The sequence below is a fragment of the Xanthovirga aplysinae genome (assembly GCF_009711365.1).
GTDB classification, from domain to species: domain Bacteria; phylum Bacteroidota; class Bacteroidia; order Cytophagales; family Cyclobacteriaceae; genus Xanthovirga; species Xanthovirga aplysinae.
Genome location: NZ_SMMB01001273.1, coordinates 1 through 17,673, shown reverse-complemented (window position 1 = coordinate 17,673; position 17,673 = coordinate 1). Strand labels below are relative to the sequence as shown.

Annotated in this window: 9 protein-coding genes; all 9 read left to right on the top strand. The window is 40.2% G+C overall.

Going from position 1 to position 17,673, the window contains the following annotated elements; genetic code table 11:
* The coding region (locus tag E1171_RS23955) for a hypothetical protein (protein ID WP_187696564.1) at positions 1-342 on the top strand (342 nt) is incomplete at its 5' end.
* 698 nt (positions 343-1,040) lie between these two features.
* Entirely contained in the window at positions 1,041-1,931 is an 891-nt protein-coding gene (locus tag E1171_RS20565; protein ID WP_155207949.1) for an ABC transporter ATP-binding protein, read from the top strand.
* Complete coding sequence (locus tag E1171_RS20560) at positions 1,928-5,269, top strand: golvesin C-terminal-like domain-containing protein (RefSeq protein ID WP_155207948.1); 3,342 nt, start codon at positions 1,928-1,930, stop codon at positions 5,267-5,269. Before E1171_RS20565 ends, E1171_RS20560 begins: the two co-directional genes overlap by 4 nt.
* 155 nt (positions 5,270-5,424) lie before the next feature.
* Positions 5,425-6,864, top strand: coding sequence for a TolC family protein (locus tag E1171_RS20555; RefSeq protein ID WP_155207947.1), 1,440 nt, complete (start codon positions 5,425-5,427; stop codon positions 6,862-6,864).
* A gap of 63 nt (positions 6,865-6,927) precedes the next feature.
* Positions 6,928-7,986 (top strand): efflux RND transporter periplasmic adaptor subunit, encoded by a 1,059-nt coding sequence (locus E1171_RS20550; RefSeq protein WP_155207946.1) that lies wholly within the window; start codon positions 6,928-6,930, stop codon positions 7,984-7,986.
* Positions 7,987-8,010: 24 nt separating this feature from the next.
* Positions 8,011-11,178 (top strand): efflux RND transporter permease subunit, encoded by a 3,168-nt coding sequence (locus E1171_RS20545; protein ID WP_187696563.1) that lies wholly within the window; start codon positions 8,011-8,013, stop codon positions 11,176-11,178.
* On the top strand, positions 11,171-15,928 hold the full coding sequence (locus E1171_RS20540; protein WP_155207945.1) for an efflux RND transporter permease subunit: 4,758 nt from the start codon (positions 11,171-11,173) through the stop codon (positions 15,926-15,928). The genes E1171_RS20545 and E1171_RS20540 overlap by 8 nt, the downstream gene beginning before the upstream one ends.
* Positions 15,900-16,601, top strand: a complete 702-nt coding sequence (locus tag E1171_RS20535; RefSeq protein WP_155207944.1) for a hypothetical protein — start codon at positions 15,900-15,902, stop codon at positions 16,599-16,601. The genes E1171_RS20540 and E1171_RS20535 overlap by 29 nt, the downstream gene beginning before the upstream one ends.
* Before the next feature lie 499 nt (positions 16,602-17,100).
* Positions 17,101-17,673: hypothetical protein (locus E1171_RS20530; protein WP_155207943.1), on the top strand; the 573-nt coding region annotated here is incomplete at its 3' end.

Below are 17,673 nucleotides of genomic sequence, written 5' to 3'. Positions count from 1 at the left end.
ATCATGTCATTTGTAGGAGCCTTCGCCTTAATTTTAAGTCTTTCAGTCTTTGCCGGAAATGTGAAAGAACCAGACATCGCGGCCATGGAAATGGCTTACGAATTGATCTTAAGCCCGGAGGAGGAGCAAGCCTTGGCAAATGAAGTATTAAACCCGGTTGAAGAAATGCTTGTTAGCTTTCCACAAGAAGTTTATATATACGATCAGAACTATAAATTAATCCATCACGCTACAGGTTTTGCTGAAGAATTATTGGAAAACACCGAACTGCAGGCCATCATTGCCGACAGCAGCTTATTGATGGAAGACAATGGGGAAATGTATTATTTGAGTGGAAAGTAAGGTTTTTAGTTGTAGTAATAATTGAAAGGGGATAATGGAAAAATTAGCATATACCCAACTCGTAAAAGAGTCGGCTTTCTTCAGAAGAAATTTAATTTCATAGGCCTAAAGAACTCCCACAACCCTCTTTTTATCACTGTTAATAAAGCTTTCTCCTTCTTGGGAGTTCCTTCGGAAAAAAAAGATTTAATCGGCCTAGAGGACCCCCATGAGTCCTCTAGGCCATTCGGGCATTGACTAAGAACTTACCGCCACTTCGACGGAAAATTATTTACTATATCTGTTGGGGTATAAGCGAGATTATTTCATGGAGCTCTTTTTTTATAGTTTATGTAATAATGGGAAATACTATGAAGTTCTGTACCCATGAAAACTTCAATCTATTTGTAGATGATTGTCTAAATAAATGATTGAGTCTTATTAAAATATGTTATCCTAATAATGATAATTTATAAGTATTTTATCTATATATAGTATATTTAAATGAAATTATAGATATAATAAATTTTTATTCTTTTAATTTAATACAACTTTATACATATTATTTCGTACAAATTAATTGTGTTTAGCATTTGGAGTTCCTACCTTTATCCGGAATTTGTTTACAAGTCCAATTAAAACTAAGCCATTGTTAAATAAATTATTTTACCCCTACGGTTTTGCTAATAGCTATAAGAATTTCTCTTAAGTAGTATTTGATGAATATAGAGATATCAGGACTTTCCAAGATTTACCCTAATGGTCATGCTGCCTTACGGGATGTGAACCTAGAAATAGGAAGTGGTATGTTCGGCTTGTTGGGGCCCAACGGAGCTGGTAAATCTAGCTTTATGCGCATATTGGTCACTGGTCAAAAGGCCACATCCGGTACTGTTCTGATTAATGGGATGGATATCAATAAGCATCGACAGAAAATCAGACCATTGATTGGATACCTTCCGCAGGACTTCACTTATTTTTCAAAACTTAAAACTTGGGAATTTCTGGATTATGCAGCTAAACTGTCTACATCGCTAAAGAAAAAAGAACGTAGCCTTAAAGTAGATGAACTATTAGATCAAGTGGGTTTACTCGATGTACGGGAAAGAATGGCCAATAAGTTATCTGGTGGTATGAAACGCAGGTTAGGAATTGCTCAAGCACTGATAGGTGACCCTAAGTTACTTGTAATTGATGAGCCTACTACTGGTCTTGATCCGGAAGAGCGAATTCGGTTTAGAAATATTCTTTCTCACTTAAGTCAGAAAGATGTTGCCATTATCCTTTCTACCCATATAGTTGGCGACATCAGTAGCACCTGCCAAAATATGGCGATGCTCAATAAAGGAGAGGTGGCCTTCAAAGGTTCACCTGAAGGTATGATAGATCAAGTACGTGGTCATGTTTGGCAGGTTACCCTGGATAACGATGAGTTCAATGCTATAAAAACCAAGTATTCGGTAGTTTCCACCATTCCTATGGAAGGGAAGTGGGAAGCCCAGTTGATAGCCACCGAAAAACCTCACCCTAAGGCAAAGCATGCGAATCCAAATTTGGAACATGCCTATGTATATTTTATGGAAAATGAATTGGGGGTGTCACTGGTATGATTTCTATCAAAAACATATTAACCATTTCTAAGTACGAAGCAAAGGTGCTGTGGAGGAATTGGTTTTTCAGAATTGTAGCACTGATGGGAGTTGGGTTTTTAACCATTTTCAACATTGGTGTTTTTTCTGAGGCGGGTTCACCCAGATGGTATGTTCTTTCCAACAGTTGGTTAATGCCCTATGCTTGTATGGTACTTATAAGTGTACCCCAGGCAGCTGCAGTAATATTTTTGGCTACAGGGCTTATCAAAAAAGATAAAAAGTTGGATACCAATGAGGTGTTCTTTGTTCGCCCCATTTCCAACCTGGATTATGTATTTGGAAAAGCCTTGGCCCTCTTCAAATTATTCTTTTCTCTAAATGTTGTCCTCCTTTGCATTCCATTAATTACCAACCTGACCAGTCCGTTCGCCACATTTAACCCAGCTGCTTTTATAATCTATCCTTTGTTGACCAGCGTTCCGGGGATTATTTTCACTACGGGAGCGGCATTTCTTCTGGTCACAATTCTTAAAAATCAACCCATTAGTATTATTCTTCTTTTGGGTATAGCCGGTGTTCAGGTCATCTACTATTTTGATCAGTTTTCCAATATTCTGGATTTTTCGGCATTTCGTCTATCCCTATTAGCTTCTGATATGACAGGCTTTGTGGATATTGAAACAGCCCTTTGGCAGAGAGCCTTTTACTTAATTGCAGGAATTGCATTTTTGTTTGCTACGGCCTTTTTCTTAGATCGGCTGCCAGGCCATAAGTTGGTCCGAATGGGCACAGGGCTTATTGGAGTTGCCCTTTTGGTTCTCTCCTCTTTTGTAATGATTAAGCTTTGGGATATCCGTCAGGATCCTGTTTCCCTACGTCAAGAGATGATAGTTGTGAACGGAAAATGGGCTGAACTACCCAACATCGATATTGTATCCAATTCCATTGATTTTGAGCTTATTGGTGATGCTATTTCATGCACATCCGATATGGTGGTGAAAAACAACTCCGATCAAACCCTTCCTAAGGCTTATTTCACTTTAAACCCTGGCTTAAAAGTTGATCAGGTGCTTATAAACGGTCGGTCCGTAGATTTTACCAGAAACCTTCAAATTGTGTCCATAGACCGGGGCCTATCCATTTCTCCTGGACAGGAAATGAAAATTAAAATAAAGTACCAAGGAAAAATATGGGAGTCAGTCGCTCATCTGGAGGTAGCTCAGGAAAGGTATGAATCCGCAAATGATTACTTTATGTTTTCCCTCCAAAAGAAGTATGCTTTTTTGCAGCCCGATTATGTGCTGCTTACCAAGGACGTACTTTGGTATCCTGATACACAAATTGGATACAGCCTTAATTCAACTACTAAGGAGCGTTCCTTTTTTATAGATTTTCAGCTTAAGGTAAAAACGACAGGCGGTCAAATTCCAATTTCACAAGGCGAGCAGATTATAAATGGGAATACTTATCATTTCAAACCTGAATATGCCTTGCCGCAAATCTCCCTGGTAATAGGAAAGTATGAAAAAAAGGAAATAACCGTGGATCGTATAACTTATGCCGTTTACCACTATCCTAAGAATGATTATTTCATCAAACACCTTGACCAATTGGCTGATACGCTAAGTTATCTGATCACAGATATTGCCAATGAATATGAAGATGCTCAAAAACTCAGCTATCCCTTTAAAAGATTACAATTTGTAGAAACTCCGGTTCAGTTCACTGCTTATAACAAGATTTATGAAAGCCATCAGACTTTTCTGCAACCGGAAACGGTGTTTTGGCCGGAAGAAGGAGGTGATATCAGACAGTTTGATTTAAATAGGCAATTGCGGGATATGGACCGGCAGGCACGTAAAGATAACCAGGAATTAAGTGATAAGGAGAAGCAGGCGAACGTATTCAATGATTTGGTAAAGCGGGTGTTTACCAAGCAGATTGAATCCAGACGGTATTTTGATGGACGAGATAAAGATGAACCCGATTATTCACTTTTCCCCAACTTCTACGCTTATAATTCAGGTATAGTGAGTAACGATTGGGCCTTGTTAAATCGGAGCATAGCTACCTATCTCAATAACGACAAACGGCCTCAAAATGACTATTCAAGAAACCGAAACGGAATATCCTTTACGGAGGAGTGCAATAACTTGATGAGAGAGTCCTCGATTACAAAAATTCTAACTGAGGAAACTGATTTCAATAAGATTCATAAATCCGTGTCCCTGAAAGGTCAATACTTGTTTACTTACCTGGGTCAGTTGGTGGGTGAGGAAGCATTTAAGGCCTATTTGTACAACTGGGTAAACACCCACAACCACCAACTTTCAAGTTATGCGGAATTCAGGAGAGGCATTTTGACCCATTTCAATCTGGACATCGACCTCATACTAAAGAAGGTTTATTTTGATACGGCACAAGCGGCCTTTGAAATCCTTAATGTTCAGAAATACGAGGTGTTGGATGGTGACAGAAAGCGTTATCAAGTGCTTATGGATGTTAAAAATTCAGGGGAGAATGATGGTGTCATAGAAGTGAAAGTCAATACATCCGATAATTCCAATAATGGCAGAAGGAACAGACGACGAAGATTCAATCAGGAAGTGGAGGAAGAAATTCCAGGGAGACTTTCTGTCATCAAACAGGGGGAAACGAAACAACTGGGAATTGTTCTGGATGAGAAACCCAATGAAATCACCATAAATACCCTTATCTCAAGAAATATTCCTTCCGAGATCAATATGTCATTAGGTACTTTAAAAAAACGAAAGGGGGGAGCACTATTTGACGGAGAGAGAATAGTAGAAAACCACAAAGCGTCCGAACAATATGAAGTGATCGTAGACAATGAAGACCCAGGATTTACAACCTTCAGCCCTATTCAACCCACCTATTTAAGGGCATTTCTGGATAGTCGAAACCCTTCTGATAAAAAATACTATGGAAAATGGTTTCGCTCTTATTCTAAGTGGTTGCCTACTACAGGCTCTGACTTTTATGGAAGTACGATACGCTCGGCACATTTTACACGGGCAGGAAGTGGTGAAAAAACGACTACCTGGGCACCTGAGCTTACAGAAGAGGGCTTCTATGATATCTATGTTTACATGAGAGGTAAGAATCAAAATCAATTTCGAGGAAATGGCGGTGATAACAGGCAGTTTAATTATCACTACATTATTAATCATGCAGATGGAAGGGATGACATCAAATACAATATATCAAATGCAGAACCCGGCTGGAATTACCTGGGCTCCTATTATTTCAATCAAACAGGTGGAAATGTAATGTTAACAGATGAATGTGAATTCCGAACGGTATATGCAGATGCTGTTAAATGGGTTAAGCAATAAATATGAATTGTACATAATCAGGAGAACATTAGTCACGGATAAATTTTCAGACATGCGAATTCCATGTGGCAATAAAAGCTTAAATCAAACACATGAATTGTAAACAAGAAATCAAATCAAACCACTTCAGATCAATCTGCCATCGCAAATTGGCAATGACACTACTATTTACAGGCTATTACTATCTAATATCCCCGGTAGCAATGGCACAACGAACACTGACGCTGGAGGAATCAATTCAAATTGCTCAAAATAGTAGCCCGGATATAAAAAAATCCAGACTAAACTTATTGAGCAATCGAAAAAGCCTGGATGCACAACGCGCCGCACTAAAATCGAAGTTTGCTTTGGATATCACACCAATCGAATATAATCGGGCGCGTGGTTTTAACGATTTATTTTCTCAGTGGAATACAAACGAAGATTATAATTCCTATGCTAATTTTTCCGTGAGCCAGCCTATAGCCGCAACGGATGGTACTATCTCACTGAATAATCGCTTTATGTACAGAGATAACTATTCTGAATTTCAGGGTGCTGCAACTAGGACCTATAGTAATAATTTATATTTACAATTAGACCAACCTATATTCACTTACAACCGAAACAAACTACAGCTAAAGGAATTGGAGCTGAACCTGGAAAATGCACATATTAATAATGAAATGCAGTTACTCACGCTGGAAAGGAATGTAACCCAATCCTTCTACTCTTTTTATCAGAATCAAAACAATCTTGAAATTTCCAGGGATGAATTTGAAAATCAACAGGTAAGCTATGAGATTACACAAAACAAAGTAGATGCAGACCTACTTGCTAAGGAAGAGCTGTATCAGGCAGAACTCAATCTTGCTACTTCCAAGTCAACAATGGAAAACAATCAGGTGATGTTGGATAATGCTGCTGATGATTTTAAGTTGTTGTTAGGTATTGATTTGAATGAGGCAATTGCCGTAGAAGTTGATATAAATTTCATCACTCGTGAGGTTGATCTAAATCAGGCTATACAGTATGGTCTTGATAACCGGATGGAGTTGAGGCAGAGGAACATCGAAATTGAGCGCTCACAGTTCGAACTGATCCGGACAAAATCCCTAAATGAGTTTAAAGGTGCTGTTTCCCTTTCTCTTGGAGTATTCGGTGACAATAAAAAGGCAGTAGAGGTCTATCAAACCCCTGACATAAACCCAAGAGTAGCTGTTTCCTTTAGCATACCTATATGGGATTGGGGAGAGAATAGGGCCAGAATGCAAGCAAGCAACGCTAACCTTGAAATAAGCAAAATAGATCTTGAAGTGCAGAAAAATGACATCATCATTAACATAAGAAAGACTTACAGGAGTCTTCAAAATCTGGAGAATCAAATAGAGATAGCAGAGCAAAATGTAAAGAATGCAAAACGGACCTATGATATTAATCTGGAACGCTACAAGAATGGAGACCTTACCAGTATTGATCTCAATAGGTTTCAAAGCCAGCTTTCTGATAAAAAAAGCGCATTGGCTGATGCCTTAATCAATTACAAAATTGAATTATTGAACCTGAAGATCCTGACACTTTACGATTTTGAGAATCAACAGCCTGTCATGAATTGAATCAATTAGTCACCTTTTGAATATATACTTTCCAGAATATACACTATGCAACGGATTATTAATATGAAAAAGCTAAAAAATGGGATCATTCCTCTCTTGCTAATGATTGTTCTTTTATCATGCAACAATGAAGAGTCCGATATCCAAACTGAAATAAAAATTCCTGTGTCAGTGGTTAGTATTAAGCCTCAGTCTATATCAAAGTTCATTGAAACTACGGGTACGGTATATTCTTCAAAGGAAGGTACAATGAAATCTGAATTAGCTGGTATTTACAGACTACAAGTAAACCCGGTTACCGGAAAGCCATTTGCTTTGGGTGATGCAGTTAAAGCCGGGCAAGTGTTGATCAGACTTCAAGACAATGAGTTTGAAAACAACCTGCAGCTGGAGAGTAAAAAACTCAAACTGGAGTTGTCAGAGAACAACCTCAAAAAGCAAGAATCATTATACGATAAAGGAGGGGTCACACAAACCGACTTAAAAAATGCATCCATTGAATATGTGAATGCTAAGTACACCTATGAGGATGCCGGGATACAAAAGGAAAAAATGGCTGTTAAAGCACCGTTTACAGGTGTAATTGTGGAAATGCCCTACCATACTGAAGGTGTAAGGATTGAACAGGGCCAGGAGTTGCTTAAGGTTATGGAATACAACAATTTACTAATGGATGTGAAGCTGCCGGAAAAGCATTTGCCGGAGATAACTTTGAATCAATTGGTACAAATCACCAATTACAATATCGCTAAAGACACCATTAATGGAAGGATCAGCCAAATCTCACCGGTGATTAATGCCGATACCAAGACCTTTCAAAGCGTACTGCAAATTGATAACCAAAAGCGTTTGCTGCGTCCTGGAATGTTCATTAAGGCAGCCATCCTTTCAGAAAAGCGCGATAGCACCATTGTAATTCCTAAAGAAACCATCATTTCAAAACAGGACGGTAAAGTGGTGTTCACGGTTGAGAATGGTATAGCTACTGAAAAGAAGATCACAACGGGCCTCGAAAACCTCGACGTCATTGAAGTACTCAGTGGACTTAAAATCAATGATAGATTAGTGGTCTCGGGATTTGAAACCCTGAGAAATAAGTCGAAAGTCAGCGTTATTCAATAATTTTTTAAACTAACTCCCTCTAATGTGAAAAAGACCGTTTCACTGGCCGTATCCTACCCTATTTCCATCTTAATGATGGTATTAGCCATCATTTTGTTGGGTTCCATCTCCTTTGGGAAACTGGGAATTGAATTATTCCCCAATTTAAAGAACCCTACACTGTTTGTTGAATTAAAGGTGGGTATTAGACCACCCTCGGAAGTAGAGAAACAATTTATAGAATCCATTGAGTCCATTGCCATCCGGCAAAATGGGGCAGTAGAAGTCAGTTCTATCAGTCAAACAGGTTATGGACGAGTCACGGTACGCTATGATTGGGGCAAGGATATGGATGAAGCATTCCTTGATCTTCAAAAATCACTTTCCACTTTCTCATTGGACGATGAGATTGACGAATTCGTTATCTCCCAATTCGACCCGAATGCCACTCCAATCATGGTTTTGGGCCTATTCAATCCCAATTCCGATGATTATGAAGCCCTGCGAAAGGTAGCCGAGAATAATTTTAGAAACGAATTGATTCGCCTACCAGGGATAGCAGAAGTGCGTCTGTCAGGTGGTCAGGAAAAGGAAGTTGTTTTAGAAACGGACCCTAATCTTTTGGCAGCCTTTGGACTTACCGTCAATGATTTAGTGGCTAAGATTGAGAATTACAACAGAAATGTTTCCGGTGGCTATATTGAAGAATTGGGGCGTAAGTATATTATCAAGGGATTAGGCATCATCGAAAAGTCTGAAGACCTGGAAAATTTGGTCGTTGGGTATACTAATCCGAAAAATGGCTCTACGAGCACACCAACGTCAGATATAGACAATTCAAATGCCCAAACGGCCAATAATTCCTCTCAAACATCGAATCAGGTTCCGGTTTTACTGCGAGAAGTAGCCACCCTCAAAATAATGGACAAAAAGGCGAGCAGCATTGTCCGGGTGAACCAGCGAAGAAGTTTGGGTATGTCCATTTATAAGGAAACCAAGTACAATACGGTCAATGCGGTGAATGAATTAACCGAAGTGCTGGAGGATTTGAAGAAATCTGTTCCGGGCTATGAGGTGGTCGTTATTCAAAATCAGGGGAGATTCATCCAGGGTGCCATTGATGAGGTAAAAGAATCCGGGCTTTATGGAGCATTATTCGCCATGATCGTCCTATTCCTTTTTCTCCGACGGATGGGCTCCACCTTAATTATCAGCATTGCCATACCCATTTCTATTATTGCCACCTTCAATCTCATGTATTTCAATGGCCTTACTTTGAATGTAATGACATTGGGTGGATTGGCATTGGGCGCTGGAATGTTAGTAGATAATGCCATTGTAGTGGTTGAAAGTATCTTTAAAAAACGGGAAGAAGGATTAAGTGTAATAGATGCAGCGATAAAAGGAACAAGTGAGGTTAGTGGGGCAATCACTGCCTCTACCATTACCACAATTATTGTATTTCTTCCGATTGTGTATTTACAAGGTCCCTCTGGAGAATTGTTTAAGGATCAGGCCTGGACGGTTGCTTTCTCCTTAATCTCTTCTTTGGTCGTTGCTATTTTAGTCATTCCCATGCTTTATTCAAGGATTTTCAGGAAAGATAAAACGGTTCCAAAGAAAGAACCACTTAAATTTAATGGATACAGAACATTCCTGAATAAGGTGCTTCAATACAGAATTGCTTTTATAGGAGCATCCTTTGTAATGGTACTAGGGGCTTATCAACTCATCTCCATTATTGGTAGCGAGTATATGCCCCAATCCGGGACCAGGGCCATTTCTGTCAATTTAAGTTTGACCAATGGCACTCCCCTTTCCCGAACATCCTCTACAGTTGGTCAGATAGAAAATCAATTGTTTACACTTTTTAACAAGCAACTAGACAAAGTCTACACACATATCGGCCCTGAACAAAGTCAATCAGGTGTTGTGAATGAAAATGTATACAATGAGAATAAAGCCAGGCTTAAGCTCCTCTTTAGAGAGGATATGGAGTTAAATATTGTCGATATAACCGCTAAACTCTCCGCCTATTTCGAAGGGATCCCAGGTGTTGAAGCTACCTTTTCCAATGATGAAAGTGCATTAAATGCGGTGCTGGGAGATGAACAGATGCCCCTGGTAGTAGAAGTAAGTGGGGCTGACTTCAAAACCTTAAGTCCCCTTTCCGATTCTGTTTTGCTGGTAATGGCCGATAAAGAAGATATTTATGAGCCAGTCTCTAACCTTGAAGAAGGAGTGCCACAAATACAGGTAGAGGTAGATAAGTACAGGGTAGGGCTATTGAACTTGTCCATAGAGAATGTGATCAGCCAGATCAAAGATCAACTGGAAGGGAAAAATGCCGGCACCATAGAACGAGGTGGAGAGATGCAGGACATTCAGATTAAGGTGCCTGAAATCTCTTTATCAGGGCTTGATGATATGCGTATTAAAAGTGCTCAGAGGGAATTTCCTTTAAGTGAAATTGCAGCGATCAGTATTAAGTATGCTTCCAATTCTATTCACAGAAAGAATCAATCCCGAATGGTTTCCATTGGTGCCAGAGTAAATCAGGATCAACCCTATGACAAAATCGTCAAATCAATTCAGGGTTCCTTTTCAGCGCTCTCCGTACCCCCTCAATATAAAATAAAGGTAGCAGGACAGGAAAGTAAACGTCAGGAGTCCATGAAAAACCTCACGTTCTCCCTAATCCTTTCGGTCGTTTTGGTCTATATGGTATTGGCTTCCCAGTTTGAGTCCTTATTACATCCGTTCACCATTCTGCTCACTATTCCACTGGCTGGAGTTGGAGCACTCTTTGCCTTCTTTTTACTGGGGATGCCCTTAAATATGATGGCTTTTATTGGAATCATCATGCTGACCGGAATAGCCGTAAACGACTCCATTATTTTGGTGGACAGCATCAATAAGAACAAACAAAATGGCATGGACCTGAGAGAAGCGGTTCTTAATGCAGGACAGCGTAGGTTCAGACCCATCATTATGACCAGCCTTACTACTATTCTGGCTTTATTGCCATTAACCTTTGGTTTTGGTGAGAGTGCCGCTTTGCGCGCTCCAATGGCAATAGCGGTTATTGGTGGGTTGGTGACTTCTACCTTGTTGACGCTGATCGTTATTCCATGCTTTTATGAAAGTATTGAGAACCTTATTAATTGGATAAGAGGCTCAAAAAGAGAAATCACTGAAGGTTCCCATGAGTAAGAAAGGATTATTATATACCATAATAAGGAGAAAAGTCCTTGTGTCCATGCTTTTTATCGGCTTTTCGGTGATGGGTTATATCTCCTACAACAAACTGCCGGTAGAGCTTCTTCCTAATGTAGAATTGCCCCTCCTCATCGTACGGGTGAATGCTACTTCGGAGGTGGACCCGAAGTATATGGAAAGCAAGGCTATTGTACCGCTGGAAAGTGCAATCAGTACCCTTGAAGGGGTGGAAGAGATAACAGCGAATGCTAACAGCCGCCAGGGCATGATATTTATCTCTTTTCAGCAGGGAGTCAATATAAAGTATGCCTATCTCAAGCTGGAACAAAAGGTCGGAGCAATCCAGTCCGACCTTAGTCCGGAGTTTATGGTGAACATTACCAAAATAGATACAGAACAGTTCAGTAATGCTTTCATGGAATTGCAGGTACTGGGTAGTGGTGGGGTAGACCGGGTGCGTAATGTCACCGACCAGTACATTTCCGACCGGCTGGAGGATGTAGATGGAGTTGGTGGTGTTGAAATATTTGGTGGTCGTCAGAAGACCGTGGAAATCATTATGAATGATGCCATCTGTGAGGCGAGTGGAATAACGCCAAATACCATTAGCACGGTATTGTCTCAGAATTCGGACAAGAGTGCTTTTGCGGGTCAGGTGGAACATGATGGCCGACAGGTCTTTGTCAATGTGAGTGCTGAATTAAAGGATATTAAGGATATTCAAAGCCTCGTAGTATCCGACAAAGGGCCCTTACTCTTAAGTGATGTAGCAGAGGTCTTCTTCGGTGTAAAAGAACAAACTTCGCTGAGCCGTGTAAATGGGAAAGATGCCGTTTCCATTAGATTATCCAAAGATACTCAGGCCAACCTGATTGCATTATCTGACAAAACCTTAGAAGCAATTGATGCGCTTAATAAGGAGCTGGAACCCATGGATGTGGAGGTCGTCATACAAAGCAACCAGGCAGAGTTGATGAACAATAACATCGACCAGATTCAAAATCTGGCCATTACAGGAGGACTGTTAGCCATATTTGTGTTATGGGTATTTCTTCGAAGGCTGAAATTTATTTTGAGCATTGCCCTCGCCATCCCCATTTCGGTGTATACTGCCTTCAATTTCTTCTATGCTTATGATATTTCTATCAACAGCCTGACCCTTATCGGAATGGCTTTGGCCATGGGTATGTTGTTGGATAATAGTGTGGTGGTGATCGAAAACATTTATCGTCATGTCATAAATCGGAAAACGGCTGAGGATGCGGTAGTAGATGGAACTAAGGAAGTGAGACGGTCTGTAATTGCCGCCACACTCACCACGGTTACCGTGTTCCTACCCTTTATTTTCTCCTCCAACTTTTTGGTGACCACAATCGGTACCCACATTGGGGTTTCTATTATTTCTACCCTGCTTGTTTCACTCGTAGTAGCCTTGGTGTTAATTCCAATGCTGGCACATACCACCATTGGAAAAGAAGATCAGGAAAAGGCTCCTTTGATCAAAAATGCTACCATACGGCAAAGAATTATTCAGATCTACTTAGTCATTTTGAAGTCTTGCTTCAGAAGACCAGCTTTTACCATTGTTGGTGGATTGGTGCTGTTTTTTGTGACCATTGGGATTAGTTTGCTGGTAAGTGTGGCGGATTCAAATGAAGTGGAAACTCCGGAGATGAATTTATTTGTCACCATGCCCCAGGGAGCAACGCTTGCTTCAACAGATCTAAAAACCAAAAAGATCGAAGAACGAGTGATGGAAATTCCCGTGACAGACAAAGTGATCAGTCAAATTTCTGAAGGTAGTGCGGTTATTCATATTGAGTTGATCGAAGGATTCAATGATTTGGATACCATTACAGTTCCTGACATCAGGAATCAATTGAATAGTATTGGTGAGGAATTTGAAGACCTTGATATTTCTCTTGACGAACCTCCGCAAAGAGGTAGGGGTCAGGGAAGTGGTGGTTTCTCCCCTTCGGATGCCTTTGAGCGAATGCTCGGCATGGGAAGTGCCAAAGAACGAATTATCATTAAAGGTCAGGATTTTGAATTGATGAAGGCCATCGCTAATGACATCAATAACTTTGTCAGCGGACTTCAATCTATTAGGAGGAGTTCGGTAAATATAAGTCCTGACCGTCCGGAAGCCCATATTCTATTCGATCAAAGACGAATGAGTGAAAACAACATCACGCAACAGAACGTGAAAACCGGACTTAATGATTTTCAATCTTCCTTTGCCTCCGGATCTAAATTCGTAAGCGGTGGGGAGGAGTTCGAAATTACCATTCGTACGCAAAATCAGGTTGTCGAAAGGGCAAAGGAGATGAAAGATCTGAGGGAGATGCCAATAAGCAGTTCCACCGGAGCCACTCATTCACTCTCCGATATAGGTTCCGTGATTTTTTCATCAGGAGAAAGCACCATTACCCGTTTGAATCAGGAGAAACGCATTGAAATCACCTATCGCTTTATTGAGGAAGTTTTAAATTCAGAATCTCTACTGGAAGCTTCAAGAATAGAGATTGATCAAATTGTGAGTGGTGTCAATATTCCTTCGGGAATTGTAGTGGATGTCATTCACGATGAAGGCTTATTTGATGAATTTTATTTCCTCCTGTTTGCAGCGGTAGTCATTATATTCATGATTCTTGCTGCCGTATTTGAGTCGTTGTACCTGCCTGTGGTGATCATGTTTTCGATTCCGTTAGCCGCTATCGGGGCCTTTCTTGGTCTTACTTTTACAGGCAACTCCTTGTTAAACGCTAACACCTTAATCGGATTTTTAATATTGCTGGGTGTAGTGGTGAATAATGGGATCATCCTTATTGATTACTCCCGCATCCTCAGGAAAAAGGGTTACAATAAGTACCGTGCCCTGATTATGAGTGGTATTTCCCGTATCAGACCCATTTTGATTACTTCCATTACCACTATTGTCGCCATGCTTCCACTGGCTCTTGGAGAAGCGGAATATGTGGTTAATATTGGTCAGCCTTTTGCCGTCACGGTAATGGGGGGTTTAGCCTTTGCCACTATACTCACCTTAATTTACATTCCCACCATGAGTGCTGGCCTGGAGAGTGCATTGGGTTGGTTCAGAAACTTGAAGCCTGCCATTAAGGGGATACAAATCCTTCTCCTTGTTGTTTTGGGGGCATTGATTTTCCTTAAAATAGAGGGTATGCTGTGGCAAATGATCTGGTTCCTGCTAGTGGTTTTACTAATTCCGGGAGGTACCTATTTCATTATGACTTCCTTAAGACAAGCCAACACCAAAATGGTATCTCCTGATGAGAAAATGCACATTGAAATTCAAAACCTGACCAAAGTATATGGTAGGGACAAACGTTGGATCAGAGAATGGAAAGGCAATAAGCATTTGTTCGATGAAAGGGGTGAAAAGATAACCTCGGTCCGATCAGTCCTTCAAAACCTGATCTGGCAAAGCGCCTTAATTGTCTTTTTAGTGTATTTCATCTACTTCTTTCTGGACAAGGCCTTTTGGCAACTATTTTTCATGATTACGTTGCACGCCTTGTTCTTTTCTATGGTAAATGAGGTGAGTCAAATAGTTAGTGATAAAAAACGTAAACGAATACATTTCACTTATGCCTTATTGTATTGGGTATTCCCAATAGTAAGTTCCCTGTTTCTCTATGGTGATATTAACGTAAAAGGATTGGGTGTACTCCTGATCACGCTATGGTTTATCGGTTTGTTTCTGGTTAGCGCATCCCGCCGCCTTTCGGAAAACCCTGTGAACCCTAAGCAGATTACTGGAAGGTTTAAAAAGCTAAGGCGATTGTACTATATGTTCCTGCTGGCCATTCCATTTGTCAAGCCAAAGAAAGAAAAGTTCAAGGCACTTAAAGGGGTGAATTTGAATATTGAGCAGGGCATGTTCGGTTTACTGGGGCCTAACGGTGCAGGTAAAACCACCTTGATGCGGATTCTATGTGGTATCCTGGATCAAAGTTATGGTAAAATTTGGATCAATGGTCATGATACTACCTTGCGCAGAGAAGAGCTGCAAGGGTTAATTGGCTACCTGCCTCAATCCTTCGGTACCTATGAGAATATGACGCCTTATCAGTTTCTGGATTATCAGGCCATTTTACGAAAAATCACGAATAAGGAAAAAAGGGAGAAAAGGGTGCAATACGTATTAAAGGCTGTTCATATGGAGGAGCACCAGCACAAAAAGATAGGTTCCTTTTCAGGAGGAATGAAGCAAAGAATAGGTATCGCACAGATTCTGCTGCACTTACCTAAAATATTAGTGGTGGATGAGCCTACAGCCGGTCTTGATCCCTTGGAACGAATCCGGTTCAGGAACCTCTTAGTAGAGCTCAGCCAGGAACGTATCGTGATATTTTCTACCCATATCATTGAAGACATCGCCAGTAGTTGTAATCATTTGGCGGTATTAATATCGGGAAATATTGAGTATGTCGGAAACCCTACAGCCATGGCACAATTGGCTCATGGCAAGGTCTGGGAATTCCATTTGTCGCCTGAAGCATTTGAAGCAGAAAAGGATAAATATGTGATCGTACATCATATGAGGGAGGGAGATCAGATACAAGTGAAGTGCCTGTCAGAAATTCAGCCAAGGGCAGAAGCCGTGCAGGTTAGAGCTAACCTGGAAGATGCTTACTTATGGCTCATGAAAAGTAAAAACAGAAATGTAATTAGTAAAAACGGAAAAGAAAATGAAGAGTTATCTCCTGCTGCTATTTAGACTGGCAAACTACAATATCAAGGTGATCTTTGCCCATAAGTTCGTATACTTTTTAGTGGCAGTCTTCTTGTTCTTTGCCTTCATTATTACCATCACCATTATTGAAGATCCGGACTTCGATGAATCAGTCATCTACGGGATGCTGGTATTTCCAGGACTCCTGCTTATATTCTATCCGATGGCCTACGGCATACAAAATGATGATGACTCCAAAATGCTGGAAACCATCTTCGGCATTCCCAACTATCGCTACAAATTTTGGCTCGTACGTTTTGTATTGACACTTGGAGTGGCTTTTGTCATCTTATATGTGCTGGGACACATCGCCAATTTCACCCTTTACCGTTTCCATATCCTACCCATGCTGGGGCAGGTGCTTTTCCCCATCGTATTCTTATCATCCTTGGCTTTTATGCTTTCCACCCTGATCAAGAATGGTAACGGTACGGCTATAGTTGTGGTAATCGTAGGGTTCATCTTTTTCATATTTTCTGACCCCCTGGAATACAGTGCTTACAATGTGTTCCTCAATCCCTTCTCCGACCCCAGAGATATGAGCGAATTTATTTGGCTCACCATCATCTTCAAAAACCGGGTGTATCTGATGGTCTCCAGTGTGCTTTGCCTCTTATATGGCCTGTACAATTTGCAGTTTAGGGAGAAGTTTGTTTAGATGTTTCATTAGCACGAATAAAATTACTCATGACTTGTCACCTCACGATGAAGAAAAAATAAAACATCCAATTAAAGCTTCCTTTAGTTAAAATTGAGGATGGCTCTTTAATAAAAATATATGGGTAACCGGGGCTATGCTTATATGATTTATTCGTCTGGACTAAAAAAAATTTACAACTAATAGAATACAGGACCCTTGACTGGACACTTGTTTTTGGAAATTCATTTTGGTCTGGAGATAAAAATGAAGCCTAATTAAGGCTCTATTGAATGGAACTCTGATTAGCAGTAGTTGGACCAGCATTATGCCAGTACCTTCGGGTGTGGAAAATTTAAAAACGAAATCAAGAAGCACTACACTTTGTAACATTTAAGGTGGTAAATTGAATTGGACCGTAGCGGACACTTCATTTCACCTAGAAAATGTAAAATTACCTCTTATCTTTCCTTTAGGTCACTTATTATTGTATTCATAAAACTATCGTGGCAGGAAATCTATGCTTCAAAAACCAGTCAACTTATATGATGTGCCTTACAACGTACTTTTCCAAGAGGTGAAGCATCGCTATCCTAATTATAAATATGATTTTAAAAAACATTTAATCATTCTCAATGATGAAAATAGGAAAGCCCTTGGCCACATTCGGTTGCCCTTGCATTTGTCCATAAATGATCAACTCACCATTACCAATGAGGAGACCCTTGTGGTATATCTTAGTATTGAGTCGGGTAATGCTGCCTTATGTGTTAAAAAAGGTAAGCACAACCTTTATCATACTACTTTTTCTGCTTACATGACTCGTAAAAAACAGGGTGTTAGCCAGATAAAATATTTGAACAAGAAAGGTAAGTCAAGAGCAGGATCTAGGGTTCGTTTAGCCGCCACGATTGATTTTTTCGAAAGAATAAATACCACTTTATTAGGGATTTTTGAGAAGCATGAAATACAACGCATTGCCTTAAATTGTAACACCACACTCATTCCTTACCTACATCAGTCAAAAATAGCATGTCCTTTTGATAAGCAAGATCCTCGTCTTTATAAAATCCCTTTACATATTCCACAATCC

Excerpts from the sequence above, each read along its gene's own strand:
- E1171_RS20555 (WP_155207947.1), top strand. The coding sequence starts at position 5,425 with ATGACACTACTATTTACAGGCTATTACTATCTAATATCCCCGGTAGCA.
- E1171_RS20535 (WP_155207944.1), top strand. The coding sequence starts at position 15,900 with ATGAAGAGTTATCTCCTGCTGCTATTTAGACTGGCAAACTACAATATC.
- E1171_RS20560 (WP_155207948.1), top strand. The coding sequence starts at position 1,928 with ATGATTTCTATCAAAAACATATTAACCATTTCTAAGTACGAAGCAAAG.
- E1171_RS20540 (WP_155207945.1), top strand. The coding sequence starts at position 11,171 with ATGAGTAAGAAAGGATTATTATATACCATAATAAGGAGAAAAGTCCTT.
- E1171_RS20550 (WP_155207946.1), top strand. The coding sequence starts at position 6,928 with ATGAAAAAGCTAAAAAATGGGATCATTCCTCTCTTGCTAATGATTGTT.
- E1171_RS20565 (WP_155207949.1), top strand. The coding sequence starts at position 1,041 with ATGAATATAGAGATATCAGGACTTTCCAAGATTTACCCTAATGGTCAT.